The sequence below is a fragment of the Chromobacterium haemolyticum genome (assembly GCF_002081825.1).
In the GTDB taxonomy this organism is placed as follows: Bacteria; Pseudomonadota; Gammaproteobacteria; order Burkholderiales; family Chromobacteriaceae; genus Chromobacterium; species Chromobacterium fluminis.
The window spans coordinates 1-14,329 of record NZ_MUKU01000044.1; the positions used below are offsets into that span (position 1 = coordinate 1).

The following is a 14,329-nucleotide window of genomic DNA, read 5'->3' on the forward strand; positions in this document are numbered from 1 at the left end:
ACCAATTTGCGGTGATGCCTCAACGTTGGGTGGTGGAGCGCTCATTTGCTTGGCTTGAGAAATGCCGACGGTTATGGAAGAACTGCGAGCGGAAACTCAATACCAGCTTGCAGTTCATCCATTTAGCCTTCCTCGTGCTGTTGCTCAAAAGATCGTGAACAGGCTCTTAGAACGTGTTTACGATTTCGCGAGCGAGGGGGAGACAAGGCGAAGACGGCTGAGAAAGCGGAATGTACGCGTGGTACATGAGCATTTCGAAGGTGTTCTCAACGCTGTATCGCCGAAGCGCAGCAGATCGTAAACAGGTTCTTAGTCCGCTAAGACCCGCAACAATACCTCGAAAAGGACCTGAGTCAAGGCGCGCCGCCGTAGGCAATACCAGTCATACGAAAAGAAGACGCAAGGCAGGCCTTGGGATTTTGTTAGCGGGTCCAAATCGTTAGCCGGCATCCTAGATGCAGGGGTGTTTTGCCCTCAAGTTCTTTGCACAGCCCAACCCTTGTATTTATCAGATGTATCGGCTGCTTATTTTTCACGGCAATGATAAATGCCGATGGGTGTATCGGTTGTTGAGCTGAATTCTGGAAGTGAAATAGATGTATTTAAATAAATGCGAATCCATTGGTGGTTTGTGAAAGTAAAATGACAATTAAATAGGATTAATCCTATGTTTTATAAGTATTTGAACGAATAGAATCGACCACGGATTTAAAGATTTGGGATTGACGCACTTGTGTCGTCGAATGTCGCGAGCTTATGGCTGGCGGTTTTTTTAATCTGTGGGAGATTTTTCATGAAAATATTGAGCAGCAAGAAAGGACAAGTCGTTTTGGTGGCACTGGCCGTGTTTGCCGTCAGCCCGGTGTTTGCCGAAACCCTGTCCGGTCAGATTGATTTCACGGGCAGTATTACTTCGGACACTTGCCGGCTTAGCTCGCCCAATGGCGACGCATCCAGCATCAAGGTGGAAATGGGCACGGTGTCGGTGGAAGACATTGGCACGCTGGCTAATCCCAAGTTCACTGGCAGCGGCAGCCGTCAGGTGAATTTCGACATTATTTGCAAAACCGCCAGCAAGGTATCGATGAATTTGGCGGGGTCCGCGCCGGAGGTTTTGAGTGGCAATAGCATTCTGCGCGTCAACAATGGCACCGCATCGCCGGGTTTTGCCAAAGGCGTTGGTATTGCCGTGTTCGACAGTGCCGCCGTAGCCAACCCCAAGGCCTTTAACTTGACCGATGGCGCTTTGCTGAAGGAAGCGGACGCGGGAGCGGCCGACGAGGTCCGCCGCGTCAGTTTTGCCGCCGCCTATGTCACCACGGGCGGCGCGCTTGAGCCGGGCATCGCCAATGCCAGCTTGCCGTTTACCCTGACCTACGAGTAAGCCGGCTGCGTGGCGCCGTCCGGCGCCAAGAACCCGCTTTACATTCGGCCGAGTTACAAGGCGATGAAGGAGGAGGAGCGAGAAAACGGCCAGGCTTTGCTGGTCTGCTCCTGGCCCATTCCGTTTTCCTTCTGTTTCGCTTTGCTTTTCTGGATTGTGGGCGGGTGCTCTTGGAGCGTGTTTTCGATCTCGCGAGACAAGGCGAGAACGACCGAAAAAGCGGAGTGTACAAGTGGTGCCTGAGCATTTTGAGGTTGTTTTCAACGCTCTTGTCTAAAACTCCGCTGAAGCGCAGCAAACCTTGAACAGGTTCTTATCGCACCCCGGCCGCGTCAGCTGCCCGGGCCCTTGTTGGACACTCCATGGCGCTATCTATCTCCATGAAAACCATTTTGCCCTTGATTCTGGCCTTGGCTATGAGCCCGGTTTGGGCCGGCATTGCCCTTAACGGTACCCGCATCATCTTTGACGGTAATAACAAGGAGGCGTCCATTACCGTCAGCAACTTGGGCGAAGAGATTCTGGTCCAGTCCTGGCTGGAGCCGGCGACAGGGGCGCAGGGGGAGTTGCCGTTCGCGGTGACACCGCCTTTGGCGCGCTTGCCAGCCAAGCAGCAACAACTGCTGCGGGTGCTGTACGAAGGCAGCGGCGCGCCCGATGGTCGTGAGTCGGTATTCTGGCTCAATGTGCAGGAAATTCCTCAGACGGCGAACGGCGACAATGTGCTGCAGTTGGCGGTTAGACAACGCATCAAAGTCTTTTTCCGCCCTCCGGGCCTGGACGGCGATACCGCTTTGCAAGCTCCGGAAGCTTTGCAATGGAGCATTAGACAAGCCGAGGGCAAGCGGGTACTGCGCGTGGACAACCCCAGCCGTTACCACGTGACGGTGGTGGATTTGAAGCTTCAGGCCGGCAAAGGCGGGCAGGAGCTGGCCAGCGCTTACATGGTGGCGCCCGGCGGTAGCGGGCAATGGCCGCTGAAACCGACCGCCGGCGTTAATTCCGCACAGCTGCAATACGGCATCATCAACGACTTTGGCGGCCATGTGGAATACGAAGTCTCGCTAGGCGCGGGCCAAGAGGCACGTCCTCGCCCGCGCGACCCCCGCGTTAAATGACGCCGACCATGCCGATTTGAGCGTGGACGGCCGTCTGTTTTCATAAAGCCCAGCCATGCGTATACGTTCAGACCCATTGCCAAGGAGCCACACCTTACCCCGTTGCCGTTCTGCGTTGAAGCCCGGTTGCCTGGCCTTGTTGCTGGCATTGGCGGAGCTGTCCAGAGCGGAAAAGACGGAGCGGGGAGAAACCGCCGCTCCGCCCACTCTGTTGGCCTTTAATACCAACTTCATCAACGGTTCCGGCCGGATACCGGATTTGAGCGCGGTGCTCAGCGCCGGCAACGCCCTGCTGCCCGGCAGCTATCGCGTGGATGTGTTGGTCAACGACCAGTTGACCGGACGCCGAGACATCGTGTTCCGGCAGAATGCCGCCAACGGCAAGGTGGAACCCTGCATTGATGCCGATTTGCTGCAAACCGTCGGTGTCAAGCTGCAGGAATTGACGCCGCCATTATCCGCGGGCGATCCCGCCTGTCTGGATTTGCCCGCGCTGATGGAGCTGGCCTCGGTGGATTACGATCCAAACCGCTTGCAGCTGCGATTGAGCCTCCCCCAAGCCTTTTTAAGCCGCGGCGCCCGCGGCTACATAGACCCGGAGCTATGGGACGCCGGGGTGGCCGCCGCCTATGTCAATTATCAGTTCAGCGGCAGCGAAAGCCGCAGTAGCGAACCGCGGGGGATAGACAGCCGCAGCGTTTTTCTCGGCCTGCAAAATGGTGTCAACCTGGGCGCCTGGCGGTTGCGCAACGACGCATCGCTCAATTGGGCCGATGGCCAATCGATGAGCGCACGCAGCAACCGCACCGTGTTGCAGCGGGACCTGATCGCCTGGAAAAGCCAGTTGGCCGTGGGGGAACAATATTCTGACTCCACTTTGTTCGACAGTGTGCGTTTTCGCGGCGTCCAGTTGGCCAGTGACGACGCGATGCTGCCGGACAGCGAGCGAGGTTACGCGCCGGTAGTGCGTGGTCAGGCGCAGAGCAACGCGGTGGTGGAGGTGCGCCAGAACGGCTACACACTGTATCGCGCTAACGTGCCGCCGGGGCCGTTCGAACTGACGGATATCTTTCCGTCCGGTTCCAACGGCGATCTGGAAATCTCCGTGACCGAGGCCGACGGCAGCAAGCGAGTGACGCACCAGGCCTTTTCCAGCCTGCCGCTGATGCTGCGCAAGGGGCGCTGGCAGTACAGCGCCGCCGCGGGCGAGTACCAGGGCAGCCAGGCTGTTCGTCCCGGTTTCGCCGCCGGCACCCTGACGTATGGCGTGGGCGACGATAGCACTGTGGCGGCGGGCTTCCAGTTCACTCCGGACTTTCAGGCGATCAATCTGGGCGTGGGCACCAACACGCCGGTGGGCGCGCTGTCGTTGGACATGACCCAGTCCACCAGCCGCGCCCAGGGCGAGCGGCAACGGGGGCAGAGCGTGCGGCTGCTTTATGCCAAAACCTTTACCCGCACTTATACCAACCTGACGTTGGCGGCCTATCGCTACTCCACCTCCGGCTACCGTAGTTTCAATGATCACGCCAACGATCTCGCGGGCAATAGCCAGGGGCAGTTCGGCCGCAGCCGTTCACGCATTGATTTGACCACCCAGCAGGATTTGGGACGCGAACGGCGCTTTGGCAGCCTGTATCTGAACCTGAGCCAACAAAGCTTCTGGGGCCAAAGCGGAACGACCAGCAGCGTGGGGCTGGGTTATGGCAATAACTGGAAACGCCTGGGCTACAACTTCACGCTGAGTCAGAGCCGCGACAGCCGTCCCGGCGGCGTCAGCAGCACCCAGGCGATGCTCACTTTCACGTTGCCGCTGGGCGACAAGCCGCGCTCGCCGCGGCTGTATAGCAACCTGAGTCATACCACGGGCGGTGGCGCCTCGCTGCAAAGCGGCGTTAGCGGTTCTTTGAGCGAAGCCACTTCTTATTCCGTGCAGGCGGGGTACGCTAGCCGGGATGGCCGCGGCACCGTAGGGGTGAGTGTGAACCACCGCGCGGACTTTGTTCAACTGAGCGCGGCATACAACGCGGCGCGCAATTATCAATCCGGCAGCATCGGGGTATCAGGCGCCGTAGTCGTCCACGGCGGTGGCGTCAACCTGAGCCGCACCGTGGGTGACACCTTCGCGCTATTGCAGGTGGAGGGGTTGTCCGGGCCGGCGCTGCGCGCCGGCGACGGCGGCAAGCTGGGGCGAAATGGCTATGTGCTGCAGCCGTACGCGCAGCCTTATCGTGTCAACACCTTGAGTCTGGATACCCGTCAATTGGGCGCGGATGTGGAACTGGAGGATACGGTCAAGCTGGTGGTGCCACGGCGCGGCGCGGTGGTCAAGGGGGTGTTCAAGGCTCATCGCGGTCAGCGCGCCCAGTTCACTTTGCTGTGGCCGGACGGCGGAACCGCGCCGTTTGGCGCCAGCGTGGAAGACAGCGAGGGCAAGCCGTTGGGGATTGTCGATCCCAGCGGCAAGGTGTTGCTCTTGCTGAAGCAGGCTACGGGCCGGCTGGCGGTGAAATGGCGCGATGGCCAATGCGTGGCCGAATACCGGTTGCCGCCGGCCAAGGCTGGCAGGTATTACCAACGTCAGACAGTGATCTGCAACGGAAGCGAGAAGGAGTCTAGATAAATGCAATGGGATTTGAACAAGGGGGCTAAGCCAGCTCTGCTGCCCTTTTTGCTTCAGGCCGCTTTCAAGCGTCGTCCGGTGGATATGGCTTGCCGTGCGCCGGGGCTGAGCGGAGTGGGGGGGGCAGAGGCTTGCAAGGTCGCCCACCCTCTTGGCTGTTGTCGAGAAAGCGCAGGGCGGGCAGGTGCGCATCCCGCCATTCAGCCGGCCTTGGGACTAAGCCAATACACTTGGCCCCTACTGCTATGGTTTGGTTTTTGCCTGCCCGTCCAGGCAAGGATCACGAGTTGCGATGATAGGGCAATAATCGATAGCATGATTGAGGTGCCCGGTGTGCCGCTCAGCAGCGCCTCCCGGGCTGGCGATGTTTTGTTGCGACGGGTTTTTACCTTCTCTATTGGCTACCGGGTGGACTCTCGTATCAACAATGACCGGATGCGCTTGGGGGCGGGCTGGGCGGATGTTCCTAACCCATTGAAATTCGATACCCACCGCTTAGTTCCTGGGCTGGGCGTACGTTGGCGTCATTTGGACAGCGTTGGCAATTATACGGGGCGAATCATCGGTGGCGGTCATGGTTCTACTCCAGGCTCCAATACCTGGAGTCTTTTCGATGACACCCCACAAGCGGCGGGGAGTTACAGCAAACGAGGGGGGTTTGTCCAGGAGTTGGTTCTTACCGACCCCACCCTATACAAAGGGGGGGAGGGCGCGGTCATAGCCTCTCCTTTTTCCATCTATGCCCATGGCACAGGCTCCGGCGCTAGTCAGAATGTGCCCAATGGCTGTAATTCTAATGCGGGTGGTGCTGAAGGTAATGGTAATGATTGGAAGAGCCCTAAGCCTGTCTACCCCTTTATTTACACGAATTGGAGTGGCGGTACGGCCCCGCCGCTACCCTCTCCCACCTGCAAAGTGTCGCTAGCCTCGCAAAAACTGGGTGTTTCCATGAATTCGATTGATGTTTCTAAGCTGGACCGCAAGGACGCGGTGTCCCAGGACAGCGTGCCTTTCAGCATCCGCTTGGAGGAATGTGCGATCAACGCCAAGCCGTCGATCAACTTTACCGATGCCGGCACCCCTGCCAATAACGGCAATACCCTGATGCCCAATAATGCCAATGCCGGCCGCAGCGCTCAAGGGTTGGGTGTGCGGCTGCGACGCAATGTCCAGACTGATGTGTATTTTGGTCCGCCCAGTAGCTCTGACAGCCGCCGCCGCATTCTGGTCGGCACCGCCAGCAGCGATAATCCAGTGCTGATGCTGGACCTCAACGCCCATTATGTGCGCACCACGGACGAATCCATTAAGCCGGGAGCGTTTGCGGCGACGACTACCTTTGTACTGTCTTATCCGTAATGGCTATCAACTTAAATCATTGGTTCAACCGACGTCCTCCCAATGTCGCGGCGCGTGGACTTGCCGCGCGACATATACCGCTCTGTGCCTCAAGCGTTCTTCAAGATTTGGCGAACGTATCATAAAAACTCACCCCCAGAAAACACTGGATTTACCTTAGAACCTGTTTACGATCTGCTCACGCGTCGTGAGACGCGCCCACGGTGAGCACCCCTTCGAAATGCTCATGTACCGTGTGTACACTCCGCTTTCTCAGCGGTTTTCGCCTTGTCTCGCGAGATTGTAAACACGTTCTAAGTTTTTTCTTGTGTCCAAAAGTTTGTTTAGGGTCTGGCGGGATCTGTCAGCGCTGGCGCTGTCAAACCTCGTCCGAGCGCAGCCTCTGCACGCCGGCGGCCAGCATGTGCGCCCAGGCGCTGCTGAGCGATCCGTTCAGATTGATGCCGCGGCAGGCATCGTCCACCACCATGGTTTCCAGGCCGGCGGCGCGCGCGTCCAGCGCGCTCCAGGCCACGCAGTAGTCCGTGGCGAGCCCGGCCAGCCACACCCGCTTGACGCCGCGTCCGGCCAGATAGCCGGCCAGGCCGGTTGGAGTCTGGCGATCCGCTTCGACAAAGGCGGAATAGCTGTCCAGCGCGGGGTTGCAGCCCTTGCGGATGATCAGCTGGGCCTGGCTGGTGTCCAGCTCCGGGTGGAATTCGGCGCCGTGGCTGCCGGCCACGCAATGGTCCGGCCACAGCGTCTGCTCGCCATAGGGCAGCGGTATGCTGTCAAAGGGCTGCTTGCCGGCATGTTGGCTGGCGAAGGACACATGTTTGGCCGGGTGCCAGTCCTGGGTCAGGATCACCCGGTTGAAGAACTGCATCATGTGGTTGATCAGCGGCACGATCTGATCGCCGTCGGCCACCGCCAGTTCGCCGCCGGGACAAAAACTGTTTTGCATGTCCACCACGATCAAAGCGCAATCGTCGCCGTAGCGTTTCAGGGGCATAGCGTTTTCCTGCAAGGGTTCTCAGCCTTTCTTGTTACCACGCGGCCGCCGGCGCGGTAAAGCCCGGCACCGTGACAATCGCGAAAAAAGGGTTTGCCATTGATACCCTGTGGGGGTATATAATTCAGCCTAGGAGGTCATCATGACAGCAAGTACCGTGGATTTGCCGATTGAGGGCATGAGTTGCGCGGCCTGCGCCGCCAGGATTGAAAAACAGTTGAACCGGCTGGACGGGGTGGAGGCGGCGGTCAATTTCGCCAGCGAATCCGCCAAGGTCTCGTTCGACCCGGTAAAAACCCCGCCGCAAACCTTGGTGGACACCATCGCCAAGACCGGTTTCGCCGTGCCGCGCCGGCAGGCGGAGCTGGACATCCAGGGCATGACCTGCGCGGCCTGCGCCGGCCGCATCGAGAAGGTGCTGAACCGCTTGCCTGGCGTGTCCGCTCAAGTCAATTTCGCCAGCGAGAGCGCCCGCGTCGACTATGTGGCCGGCCTGGCCGACGAGGCGGCGCTGATCGCCGCGGTGAGCCGCGCCGGCTACCAGGCCGCGGCCAAGGCCGGGCCGGGCGACGACACGCTGGCCGCCGAGCATGCGCGCCGTTACCGGCGCGAACGGCTGTGGTTCGCGTTCTCCGCCTTGCTGACCATGCCCTTCCTTATTGAAATGGCGGCAATGTTCAGCGGCGGCCACCATGGCGGGCTGCCGCGTTACTGGCAGTTGGCCTTGGCCACGCCGGTGCAATTTGTCGTCGGCTGGCGTTTCTACAAGGGTGCCTGGGCGGCGCTGCGCGGCGGCGGCGCCAATATGGATGTGCTGGTGGCCCTGGGCACCAGCATGGCCTGGTTGTTGTCGGCGGCGGTGACCTTGCTGGGCCTGGAAGGCCAGCATGTTTATTTTGAAGCCAGTGCTTCGGTGATTACGCTGGTGTTGCTGGGCAAGTTGCTGGAAGCCCGCGCCAAGGGCAAGACTTCGGCCGCGATCGAGGAACTGATCCGGTTGGCGCCCAAGACCGCCCGCGTGGAGCGCGAGGACGGCCGGGTGGAGGAGGTGGCGGTCACCGCGCTGCGTCAGAGCGACCTGATTGTGGTGCGCCACGGAGAAACCTTGCCGGTGGACGGCGAGGTGGTGGACGGCGCGGCGGCGCTGGATGAAAGCATGTTGACCGGCGAAAGCCTGCCGGTGGCCAAGCGCGTAGGCGACAGCGTCTACGCCGCCACCCGCAATCAGGACGGCATGCTGAAGGTGCGCGCCACCGGCGTGGGCGGGGATACCCAGTTGGCCGAGATTGTGCGCCTGGTCAGCGCGGCCCAGGGTTCCAAGGCGCCGATTCAGCAATTGGCGGACGTGATTTCCGGCGTGTTCGTGCCGGTAGTGGTGGGCATCAGCCTGCTGACCTTCGTCGTTACCGGCCTGTGGCTGCAGGATTGGTCGGCGGCGCTGATCCACGCGGTGGCGGTGCTGGTGATCGCCTGCCCGTGCGCGCTGGGCCTGGCCACGCCGACGTCGGTGATGGTGGGCGTGGGCAACGGCGCGCGGCGCGGCATCCTGTTCCGCAACGCCACCGCGCTGGAACTGGCCAGCCAGGTGGGGGTGCTGTTGGTGGACAAGACCGGCACGCTGACCGAGGGCAAGCCCCAAGTGAAACAAGTGCTGCCGCTGGCGGCGGACGCGGACTTGGTGCTGCAACTGGCCGCCAGCGTGGAGGCTGGATCGGAACACCCGCTGGCGCGCGCCATCTTGCAACAGGCGCAAGGACAGGGCCTGGGCTTGCTGCCGGTCAGCGGCTTCGCCGCTCAGGTGGGGCAGGGAGTGCAGGCGGAAGTGGCCGGCCACGGCTTGGTGCGAGCCGGTGTGCCAGGCTGGCTGGGCGAGCAGGCCTTGAATGCCGCCTTGCCCTTGCAACAGGCGGGAAACACCGTGGTGGCAGTGGCGCGCGGCGAGGAATTGCTGGGGCTGTTGGCCATCGCCGACCGCATCCGGCCCAGTTCGGCCCAGGCGGTGGCGCAGTTGCAGGCGATGGGCATACGGGTGGCGATGCTGACCGGGGACAATCCGGCCACCGCCGCCGGCATCGCCGCGGAGGCGGGCATCCGCGACTACCGCGCCGAGGTGAAGCCGCAGGACAAGGCGGCGGAAGTGCGGCGCTGGCAGGCGCAGGGCTTCAAGGTGGCGATGATGGGCGACGGCGTCAACGACGCGCCGGCGTTGGCGGCCGCCGACGTCAGCCTGGCGATGGGCGCCGGCTCGGACGTGGCGATCGAGGCCGCCGACATCACTCTGATGCATGGCGATCTGATGCACGCGGTGGACGCGATCCGGTTGTCGCGCGCCAGCCTGCGCAAAATCCGGCAGAATCTGTTGTTCGCCTTCATCTACAACGTGATGGGGATTCCGCTGGCGGCGCTGGGCATGTTGAACCCGGTGATCGCCGGCGCGGCGATGGCGATGAGTTCGGTATCGGTGGTGAGTAATTCGCTGCTGCTGCGGCGCTGGAAATAAGGCGGCATCGGCGCTAGCGGAGTTTTGAGTTTTTTCAGGAGAAAGCAATGTCCGAATTGATCATGAAAGTGGATGGCATGACCTGCCAGGGTTGCGTGAAAAGCGTCAGCGGCGTGCTCAGCGGCATGGCCGGCGTCAGCGAGGCCGAGGTCAGCCTGGAGGCCAAGCAGGCCAAGGTGGTGTACGACGCGGAGATCGTGTCGCCGGAGGAGTTGGCGGCGGCGGTGGAGGACGCGGGTTTCGACGTGACGCGCTGAGCCTTAAACGGCGGCGTAGCGGAACAGGGCATGGCTTGCGGGCCATGCCCTGTTTGTTTGGAGGACCTGCGTGTTGTCCACTGGGCCCGGCATGCGGGACAGCTTGTTTTGGTCCCGTATTGGGACTATCCTGTGGCCATGAAGATCATCGCCACCCGCGTCTTGAAAACTTTCTGGGCGCGGCATCCCCATGCCGAGCAAGCGCTGAAAGCGTGGGTAGATGAGGTGGGCCAGGCGTGTTGGGCCAGTCCACAAGACATCAAGGACCGGTATCGCAGCGCCAGTTTCATCAAAGCCAACCGGGTGGTGTTCAATATCAAGGGCAATGATTATCGCTTGATCGTTGCCGTCGCTTATCGGGTGGGCATTGTCTACATCAAGTTCATCGGCACCCATGCGCAGTACGATGTCGATGCCGCCACCGTGGAAATGGAGTCGCCATGAATATCCGTCCCATCCGCAGCGAGGCCGACTATCAGGCCGCGCTCAAAGAAATATCCGCACTGGTGGAGATGGACCCGGCGCTGGATTCGCCGGAAGGCGAGCGTCTGGACATTCTGGCGACGCTGGCCCAGTCCTATGAGGCCAAGCACTTTCCCATCGATTTGCCGGACCCGATTGAGGCGATCAAATTCCGCATGGAGCAGGGCGGTTTGACGGTGGCGGACATGCAGGTTTATCTGGGCAACCGCAACCGCGTCTATGAAGTGTTGAATCGCAAGCGGCCGCTCAGCCTCGCGATGATCCGCCGCTTGCATGAGGGCCTGCATATTCCCGCCGAGGTGTTGATCCGCGGCTGAACGATTCGAGCCGTCCCTCGTCCTTGATGCGACGGGGGGACTCTTATTCCTCCTCCCCCAGCACGCCGAACTCCACCGGCGTCTTCACGTAAAACACCTTGACCCCGGCGGCGGCGAGCGCGGCCAGCAGCCGTTCGGCTTCGTCGGCGCTGACCACCAGCGTGACTTCCTCGGGCTGGTCCGCCAGTTCGAAGAAGTGAGCGGAGTGCAGCCGGCGGTGGCGGCCGTAGCCTTCGCTGGCGGCGAACAGCGTGGCGCCGCGGATGTCCATCCGCCGCGCCTGTTGCACTATCCATTCCGCCAGCGGCAGGCCGTCGTGGCTGTGGTCTTGCTGGGTGAAGAAGGAGAGTTGATAGCCTTGCATGGCCTTGGCCTCCGGCAGCTACAGTTCGATCAGCATACCTTCGCGCAGCGGGCAGACGCGCAGGCCGTTGGAGTATTCCGAGCGCAGTTGTTCCAGCAGGTGTTCGCGGCAGCCGGGGTCGATGTGGCTGATCCACAGATGCGTGTTGGCCGGCAGCAGCGGCAGGAAGGGCAGCAACAGCAAGGGCGTCATATGGCCCTGACGCGCGGCTTCGCCCTGGCGCTCGTCGGTATAGGTCAGTTCGCAGATCACGTCGGTCAGCGAGGGCACATTGGACACCCATTGCCAGAAGGCCGGGCAGGGGCCGCTGTCGCCGCTGAAGGCGAGCGCGCGCCAGCTGCCCTCTATCAGCCAGCCCAGCGCCGGCACGCTGTGATTGGCCGGCAGCGCGGTGGCCAGGCCTTCGCCTATCGGCAGCGCGTAGCCGGGCTCCACCGCGTGCAGCCGCAGCCAGGGCTGTTCCGCGCTGGGTTGGCGGGTGTAGTCCGGCCAGAGTTCGCCGTTGAACAGGTGGGCGCGCAGCGCGTCCAGGGTTTCTTGCTGGCTGTAGACGGTGAGGCCGGGGCCGCGGCGGCTGGCGTGAACGTCGGCCAGCAACGGCAGGCAGCCGCAGTGGTCGGCGTGGCTGTGGGTGAGCAGCACCTGGCGGATGGACAGCATCTCGTCCGCGCGCAGGCTGGTGACGCCGGTGCCGCAATCTATCAGGGTGTCTTCGTCAATCAGAAAACTGGTGGTGTGGCCGGGGTGGCCGATGCAGGCGGCGGCGCCGAGAACCTTGATGTGCATGGGTTTCTCCTGGTTGCGGCTGTTGACCGGCCACGCCGGTCCGCCGCTGCAAACATGGAAACGATCTGCTGCCCGCTCCGCCTGATGCGAGTTATTGTCGCGCCCGCGCCCAAGAAACCGCCGGCTTGAATCTTTTTAGTATAGACAAGCCGGCGGCCGCCTGCGCGGCGCGGGGTTAGCGCACGATGCCCACCGGGTAGAGGAAGCGGTTGCTGTCGGCAAACGGGGTTTGCTCATAGAACCAGTTGAGCCGGGCGTTGCGGTCCTTAGCGAATTTGGGGTCCTTGAGCCTGGCCTGGAAGGCCTGGCGCAAGGCCGGGCTTTCCGCCAGCATGCGCCGCGCCATCGGTTCCATCACATAGGCTTCGGGCGCTTCCGCCGAGGTGAGATTGGCGTTGAAGAAGCCCCAATGCAGGAAGGAGTCCGGGCTGGAGGGTTCCAGCAGCAGCATCGCCAGCGTGCCCAAGGGTTGTTGCGGGTCCACCACCACGGAGCCGGCCGGATAAGTGACTTTGCGTTGCAGCGGGCTGGGTTTGCCGTCTATCAGCAAGCGGCCTTCGTAGCCGGGAATCTTGTCGGCGGATTCGCGGTCTGGTTCAAACGGCGTGCCCAGCTTGATGTCGTCCAGTCGGTAGACGGTAACGTCTAGGGTTTCCGGCCGGCTCAGCACGCGCAACTGGACGCCGTGAGCGCGCAGCCGGGCGATCACCTCGTGCCATTGCGCCGGCACCACATAGGCTTTGGGCCGCGCCGCGATCAGGTCCGGCACGGTTAGCGGGGTGATGGGCAGGCGGTAGTCGCGCGGCTGATTGCTCCAGCGCACGATCTTGTCGCCGGTGATAGGAGATGGCACTTTGTCGAACTTGACGCCCTTGAAGTCCACCAGTTTGGGTGTGCCCTCGGCTTCCTTCCAGCTCAGCGTCACCGGGTCCGGCCGCGCGGCGCGGTCCTTGGCGATGGCGGCGCGCAGGCCGTCGTAATGGCGGGACACGCTGTCGAAGATGGAACGATAGAGCACGTAGTTGCCCAGCACTTGCTGCTTGTAGGGCTTGAGCGCGTGCAGTTCCACCAGGATGGCGGGGATGCCGCGGGCGTCGGCGTACTGATTGGAGAAGCGCGCCAGATCGCTGTAGTACGGGTAATAGCCCTTGTCGGGGTTCTCGTTGTCGTTCATCGAGATGCAGACATTGGGTTCATGGCCGTAGCGGCGCAGCTCGCGGTAGACCTCGGGCGTCATCACCTGATCCATCCAGCGGCTGGATTCGGGCGACCAGCCCTGGCCGTTGTTGCAGTAGGTGACGTCGTACTGATAGTTGACGCCGTCCGTGCTGTGGGTGTCGATGAAGAAGTCCGGCTGGTAGTCGTTGAGCGCGCGCGCCACGTTGCGGATTTCCGGGCTGTCCAGCTTGGTGAAGTCGCGGTTCAGATTGAGGTTGCGGCCGTTGACGCGCCAGCCGGTCTGTTCCGGCCCGTTCTGGTTGATGCGTCCGTATTTGCCGTAGCGCATGTCGCCGTCCACGTTGACGGTGGGGACGAACAGCAGGTTGACCTTGGACAGCCGCGCGTCGTCGCGGATCAGCAGGTCGCGGATCAGCATCAGTCCGGCGTCCTTGCCATTGGCTTCGCCGGGGTGGATGCCGGCCTGCACATAGATCAGCGGCTTGCCGCTGGCGCGCAGGCCTTGCGGCGATTTATCGGCGGCGGCGGACACCACCGCCATCATCATCTCATGGCCTTGATCGGTTTTCTCCGTCATCGGGCTTAGCTTGAGCAGCGCCGGTTTGGCGGCGGCCAGCTTGTTCAGATAGGCGATGGTTTCCGGGTAGGCCGGCGTGTGCTTGAAGCCGCTGGCCTCCAGCGGCGTGGCCCACGGGTCGTCCGCCTTGACCGCGAAGCGCTGGCTGTCTCCCTGCCAGGGGATGTCCGGCGGCAGCACGCGCTGGCGCGCGGCGGACAGGTATTGGCTGTCGTCGACGTAGTCCGGCGCGGCCGGCATGGCGTGCGCGGGCGGGCCGAGGTGCAGGGCGGCGAAGGCGGAAACAATGGCGAGGCGTAGCGGCAAGTGCATGATGATTATCCTGATTGTCCGAGACCGAAACAGGCTACGCCCGCCGGCCTGGCGGACGCACGGGCTGTTGCATGGCGGC

General features: G+C 62.0%; 13 protein-coding genes. 9 read left to right on the forward strand and 4 right to left on the reverse strand.

The features are described 5' to 3' along the window. The 5 genes from B0T39_RS21770 to B0T39_RS21790 form a co-directional block, all read left to right on the forward strand. On the forward strand, positions 1–158 hold a 158-nt coding region (locus B0T39_RS21770; RefSeq protein ID WP_141111204.1), incomplete at its 5' end, for a transposase. Between the two features lie 575 nt (positions 159–733). Beyond that, the gene (locus B0T39_RS21775) at positions 734–1,384 is read left to right on the forward strand and encodes a fimbrial protein (protein WP_141111352.1); all 651 of its coding nucleotides are present in this window, start codon (positions 734–736) and stop codon (positions 1,382–1,384) included. A gap of 380 nt (positions 1,385–1,764) precedes the next feature. Continuing rightward, the gene (locus B0T39_RS21780; protein ID WP_081550488.1) at positions 1,765–2,502 is read left to right on the forward strand and encodes a fimbrial biogenesis chaperone; all 738 of its coding nucleotides are present in this window, start codon (positions 1,765–1,767) and stop codon (positions 2,500–2,502) included. Between the two features lie 115 nt (positions 2,503–2,617). Further along, positions 2,618–5,125: a fimbria/pilus outer membrane usher protein gene (locus B0T39_RS21785; RefSeq protein WP_217806314.1), complete on the forward strand. Its 2,508-nt coding sequence runs from the start codon at positions 2,618–2,620 to the stop codon at positions 5,123–5,125. Further along, positions 5,126–6,484 (forward strand): fimbrial protein, encoded by a 1,359-nt coding sequence (locus tag B0T39_RS21790; protein ID WP_081550436.1) that lies wholly within the window; start codon positions 5,126–5,128, stop codon positions 6,482–6,484. It begins immediately after the preceding gene. 358 nt (positions 6,485–6,842) lie between these two features. Here the strand turns inward: B0T39_RS21790 and pncA are convergent, their stop codons facing one another. Beyond that, positions 6,843–7,475: a bifunctional nicotinamidase/pyrazinamidase gene (gene pncA, locus B0T39_RS21795; RefSeq protein ID WP_081550438.1), complete on the reverse strand. Its 633-nt coding sequence runs from the start codon at positions 7,473–7,475 to the stop codon at positions 6,843–6,845. Between the two features lie 142 nt (positions 7,476–7,617). Between pncA and B0T39_RS21800 the strand changes: the two genes are divergently transcribed. The 4 genes from B0T39_RS21800 to B0T39_RS21815 all read left to right on the forward strand — a co-directional run bounded on the left by B0T39_RS21800 (position 7,618) and on the right by B0T39_RS21815 (position 11,032). Further along, positions 7,618–9,975: a heavy metal translocating P-type ATPase gene (locus B0T39_RS21800; protein ID WP_081550440.1), complete on the forward strand. Its 2,358-nt coding sequence runs from the start codon at positions 7,618–7,620 to the stop codon at positions 9,973–9,975. A 47-nt stretch (positions 9,976–10,022) separates the two neighbouring features. After that, positions 10,023–10,232, forward strand: coding sequence for a heavy-metal-associated domain-containing protein (locus tag B0T39_RS21805; protein WP_019102750.1), 210 nt, complete (start codon positions 10,023–10,025; stop codon positions 10,230–10,232). Between the two features lie 138 nt (positions 10,233–10,370). Next, on the forward strand, positions 10,371–10,676 hold the full coding sequence (locus B0T39_RS21810; RefSeq protein WP_081550442.1) for a type II toxin-antitoxin system HigB family toxin: 306 nt from the start codon (positions 10,371–10,373) through the stop codon (positions 10,674–10,676). Beyond that, positions 10,673–11,032: a helix-turn-helix domain-containing protein gene (locus tag B0T39_RS21815; RefSeq protein ID WP_081550444.1), complete on the forward strand. Its 360-nt coding sequence runs from the start codon at positions 10,673–10,675 to the stop codon at positions 11,030–11,032. The genes B0T39_RS21810 and B0T39_RS21815 overlap by 4 nt, the downstream gene beginning before the upstream one ends. 43 nt (positions 11,033–11,075) lie before the next feature. Here B0T39_RS21815 and B0T39_RS21820 read toward each other — a convergent pair whose 3' ends face one another. The 3 genes from B0T39_RS21820 to B0T39_RS21830 all read right to left on the reverse strand — a co-directional run bounded on the left by B0T39_RS21820 (position 11,076) and on the right by B0T39_RS21830 (position 14,250). Beyond that, on the reverse strand, positions 11,076–11,396 hold the full coding sequence (locus B0T39_RS21820; RefSeq protein WP_081550446.1) for a DUF190 domain-containing protein: 321 nt from the start codon (positions 11,394–11,396) through the stop codon (positions 11,076–11,078). 18 nt (positions 11,397–11,414) lie between these two features. Next, entirely contained in the window at positions 11,415–12,182 is a 768-nt protein-coding gene (locus B0T39_RS21825) for a 3',5'-cyclic-nucleotide phosphodiesterase (protein WP_081550448.1), read from the reverse strand. A gap of 175 nt (positions 12,183–12,357) precedes the next feature. Then, positions 12,358–14,250, reverse strand: a complete 1,893-nt coding sequence (locus tag B0T39_RS21830) for a M14 family metallopeptidase (RefSeq protein WP_081550450.1) — start codon at positions 14,248–14,250, stop codon at positions 12,358–12,360. Positions 14,251–14,329 lie beyond the last annotated feature (79 nt).

Coding starts and splice junctions, on each gene's coding strand:
- B0T39_RS21800 (WP_081550440.1), top strand. CDS start 7,618: ATGACAGCAAGTACCGTGGATTTGCCGATTGAGGGCATGAGTTGCGCG.
- B0T39_RS21820 (WP_081550446.1), bottom strand. CDS start 11,396: ATGCAAGGCTATCAACTCTCCTTCTTCACCCAGCAAGACCACAGCCAC.
- B0T39_RS21810 (WP_081550442.1), top strand. CDS start 10,371: ATGAAGATCATCGCCACCCGCGTCTTGAAAACTTTCTGGGCGCGGCAT.
- B0T39_RS21790 (WP_081550436.1), top strand. CDS start 5,126: ATGCAATGGGATTTGAACAAGGGGGCTAAGCCAGCTCTGCTGCCCTTT.
- pncA (WP_081550438.1), bottom strand. CDS start 7,475: ATGCCCCTGAAACGCTACGGCGACGATTGCGCTTTGATCGTGGTGGAC.
- B0T39_RS21815 (WP_081550444.1), top strand. CDS start 10,673: ATGAATATCCGTCCCATCCGCAGCGAGGCCGACTATCAGGCCGCGCTC.
- B0T39_RS21825 (WP_081550448.1), bottom strand. CDS start 12,182: ATGCACATCAAGGTTCTCGGCGCCGCCGCCTGCATCGGCCACCCCGGC.
- B0T39_RS21805 (WP_019102750.1), top strand. CDS start 10,023: ATGTCCGAATTGATCATGAAAGTGGATGGCATGACCTGCCAGGGTTGC.
- B0T39_RS21780 (WP_081550488.1), top strand. CDS start 1,765: ATGAAAACCATTTTGCCCTTGATTCTGGCCTTGGCTATGAGCCCGGTT.
- B0T39_RS21830 (WP_081550450.1), bottom strand. CDS start 14,250: ATGCACTTGCCGCTACGCCTCGCCATTGTTTCCGCCTTCGCCGCCCTG.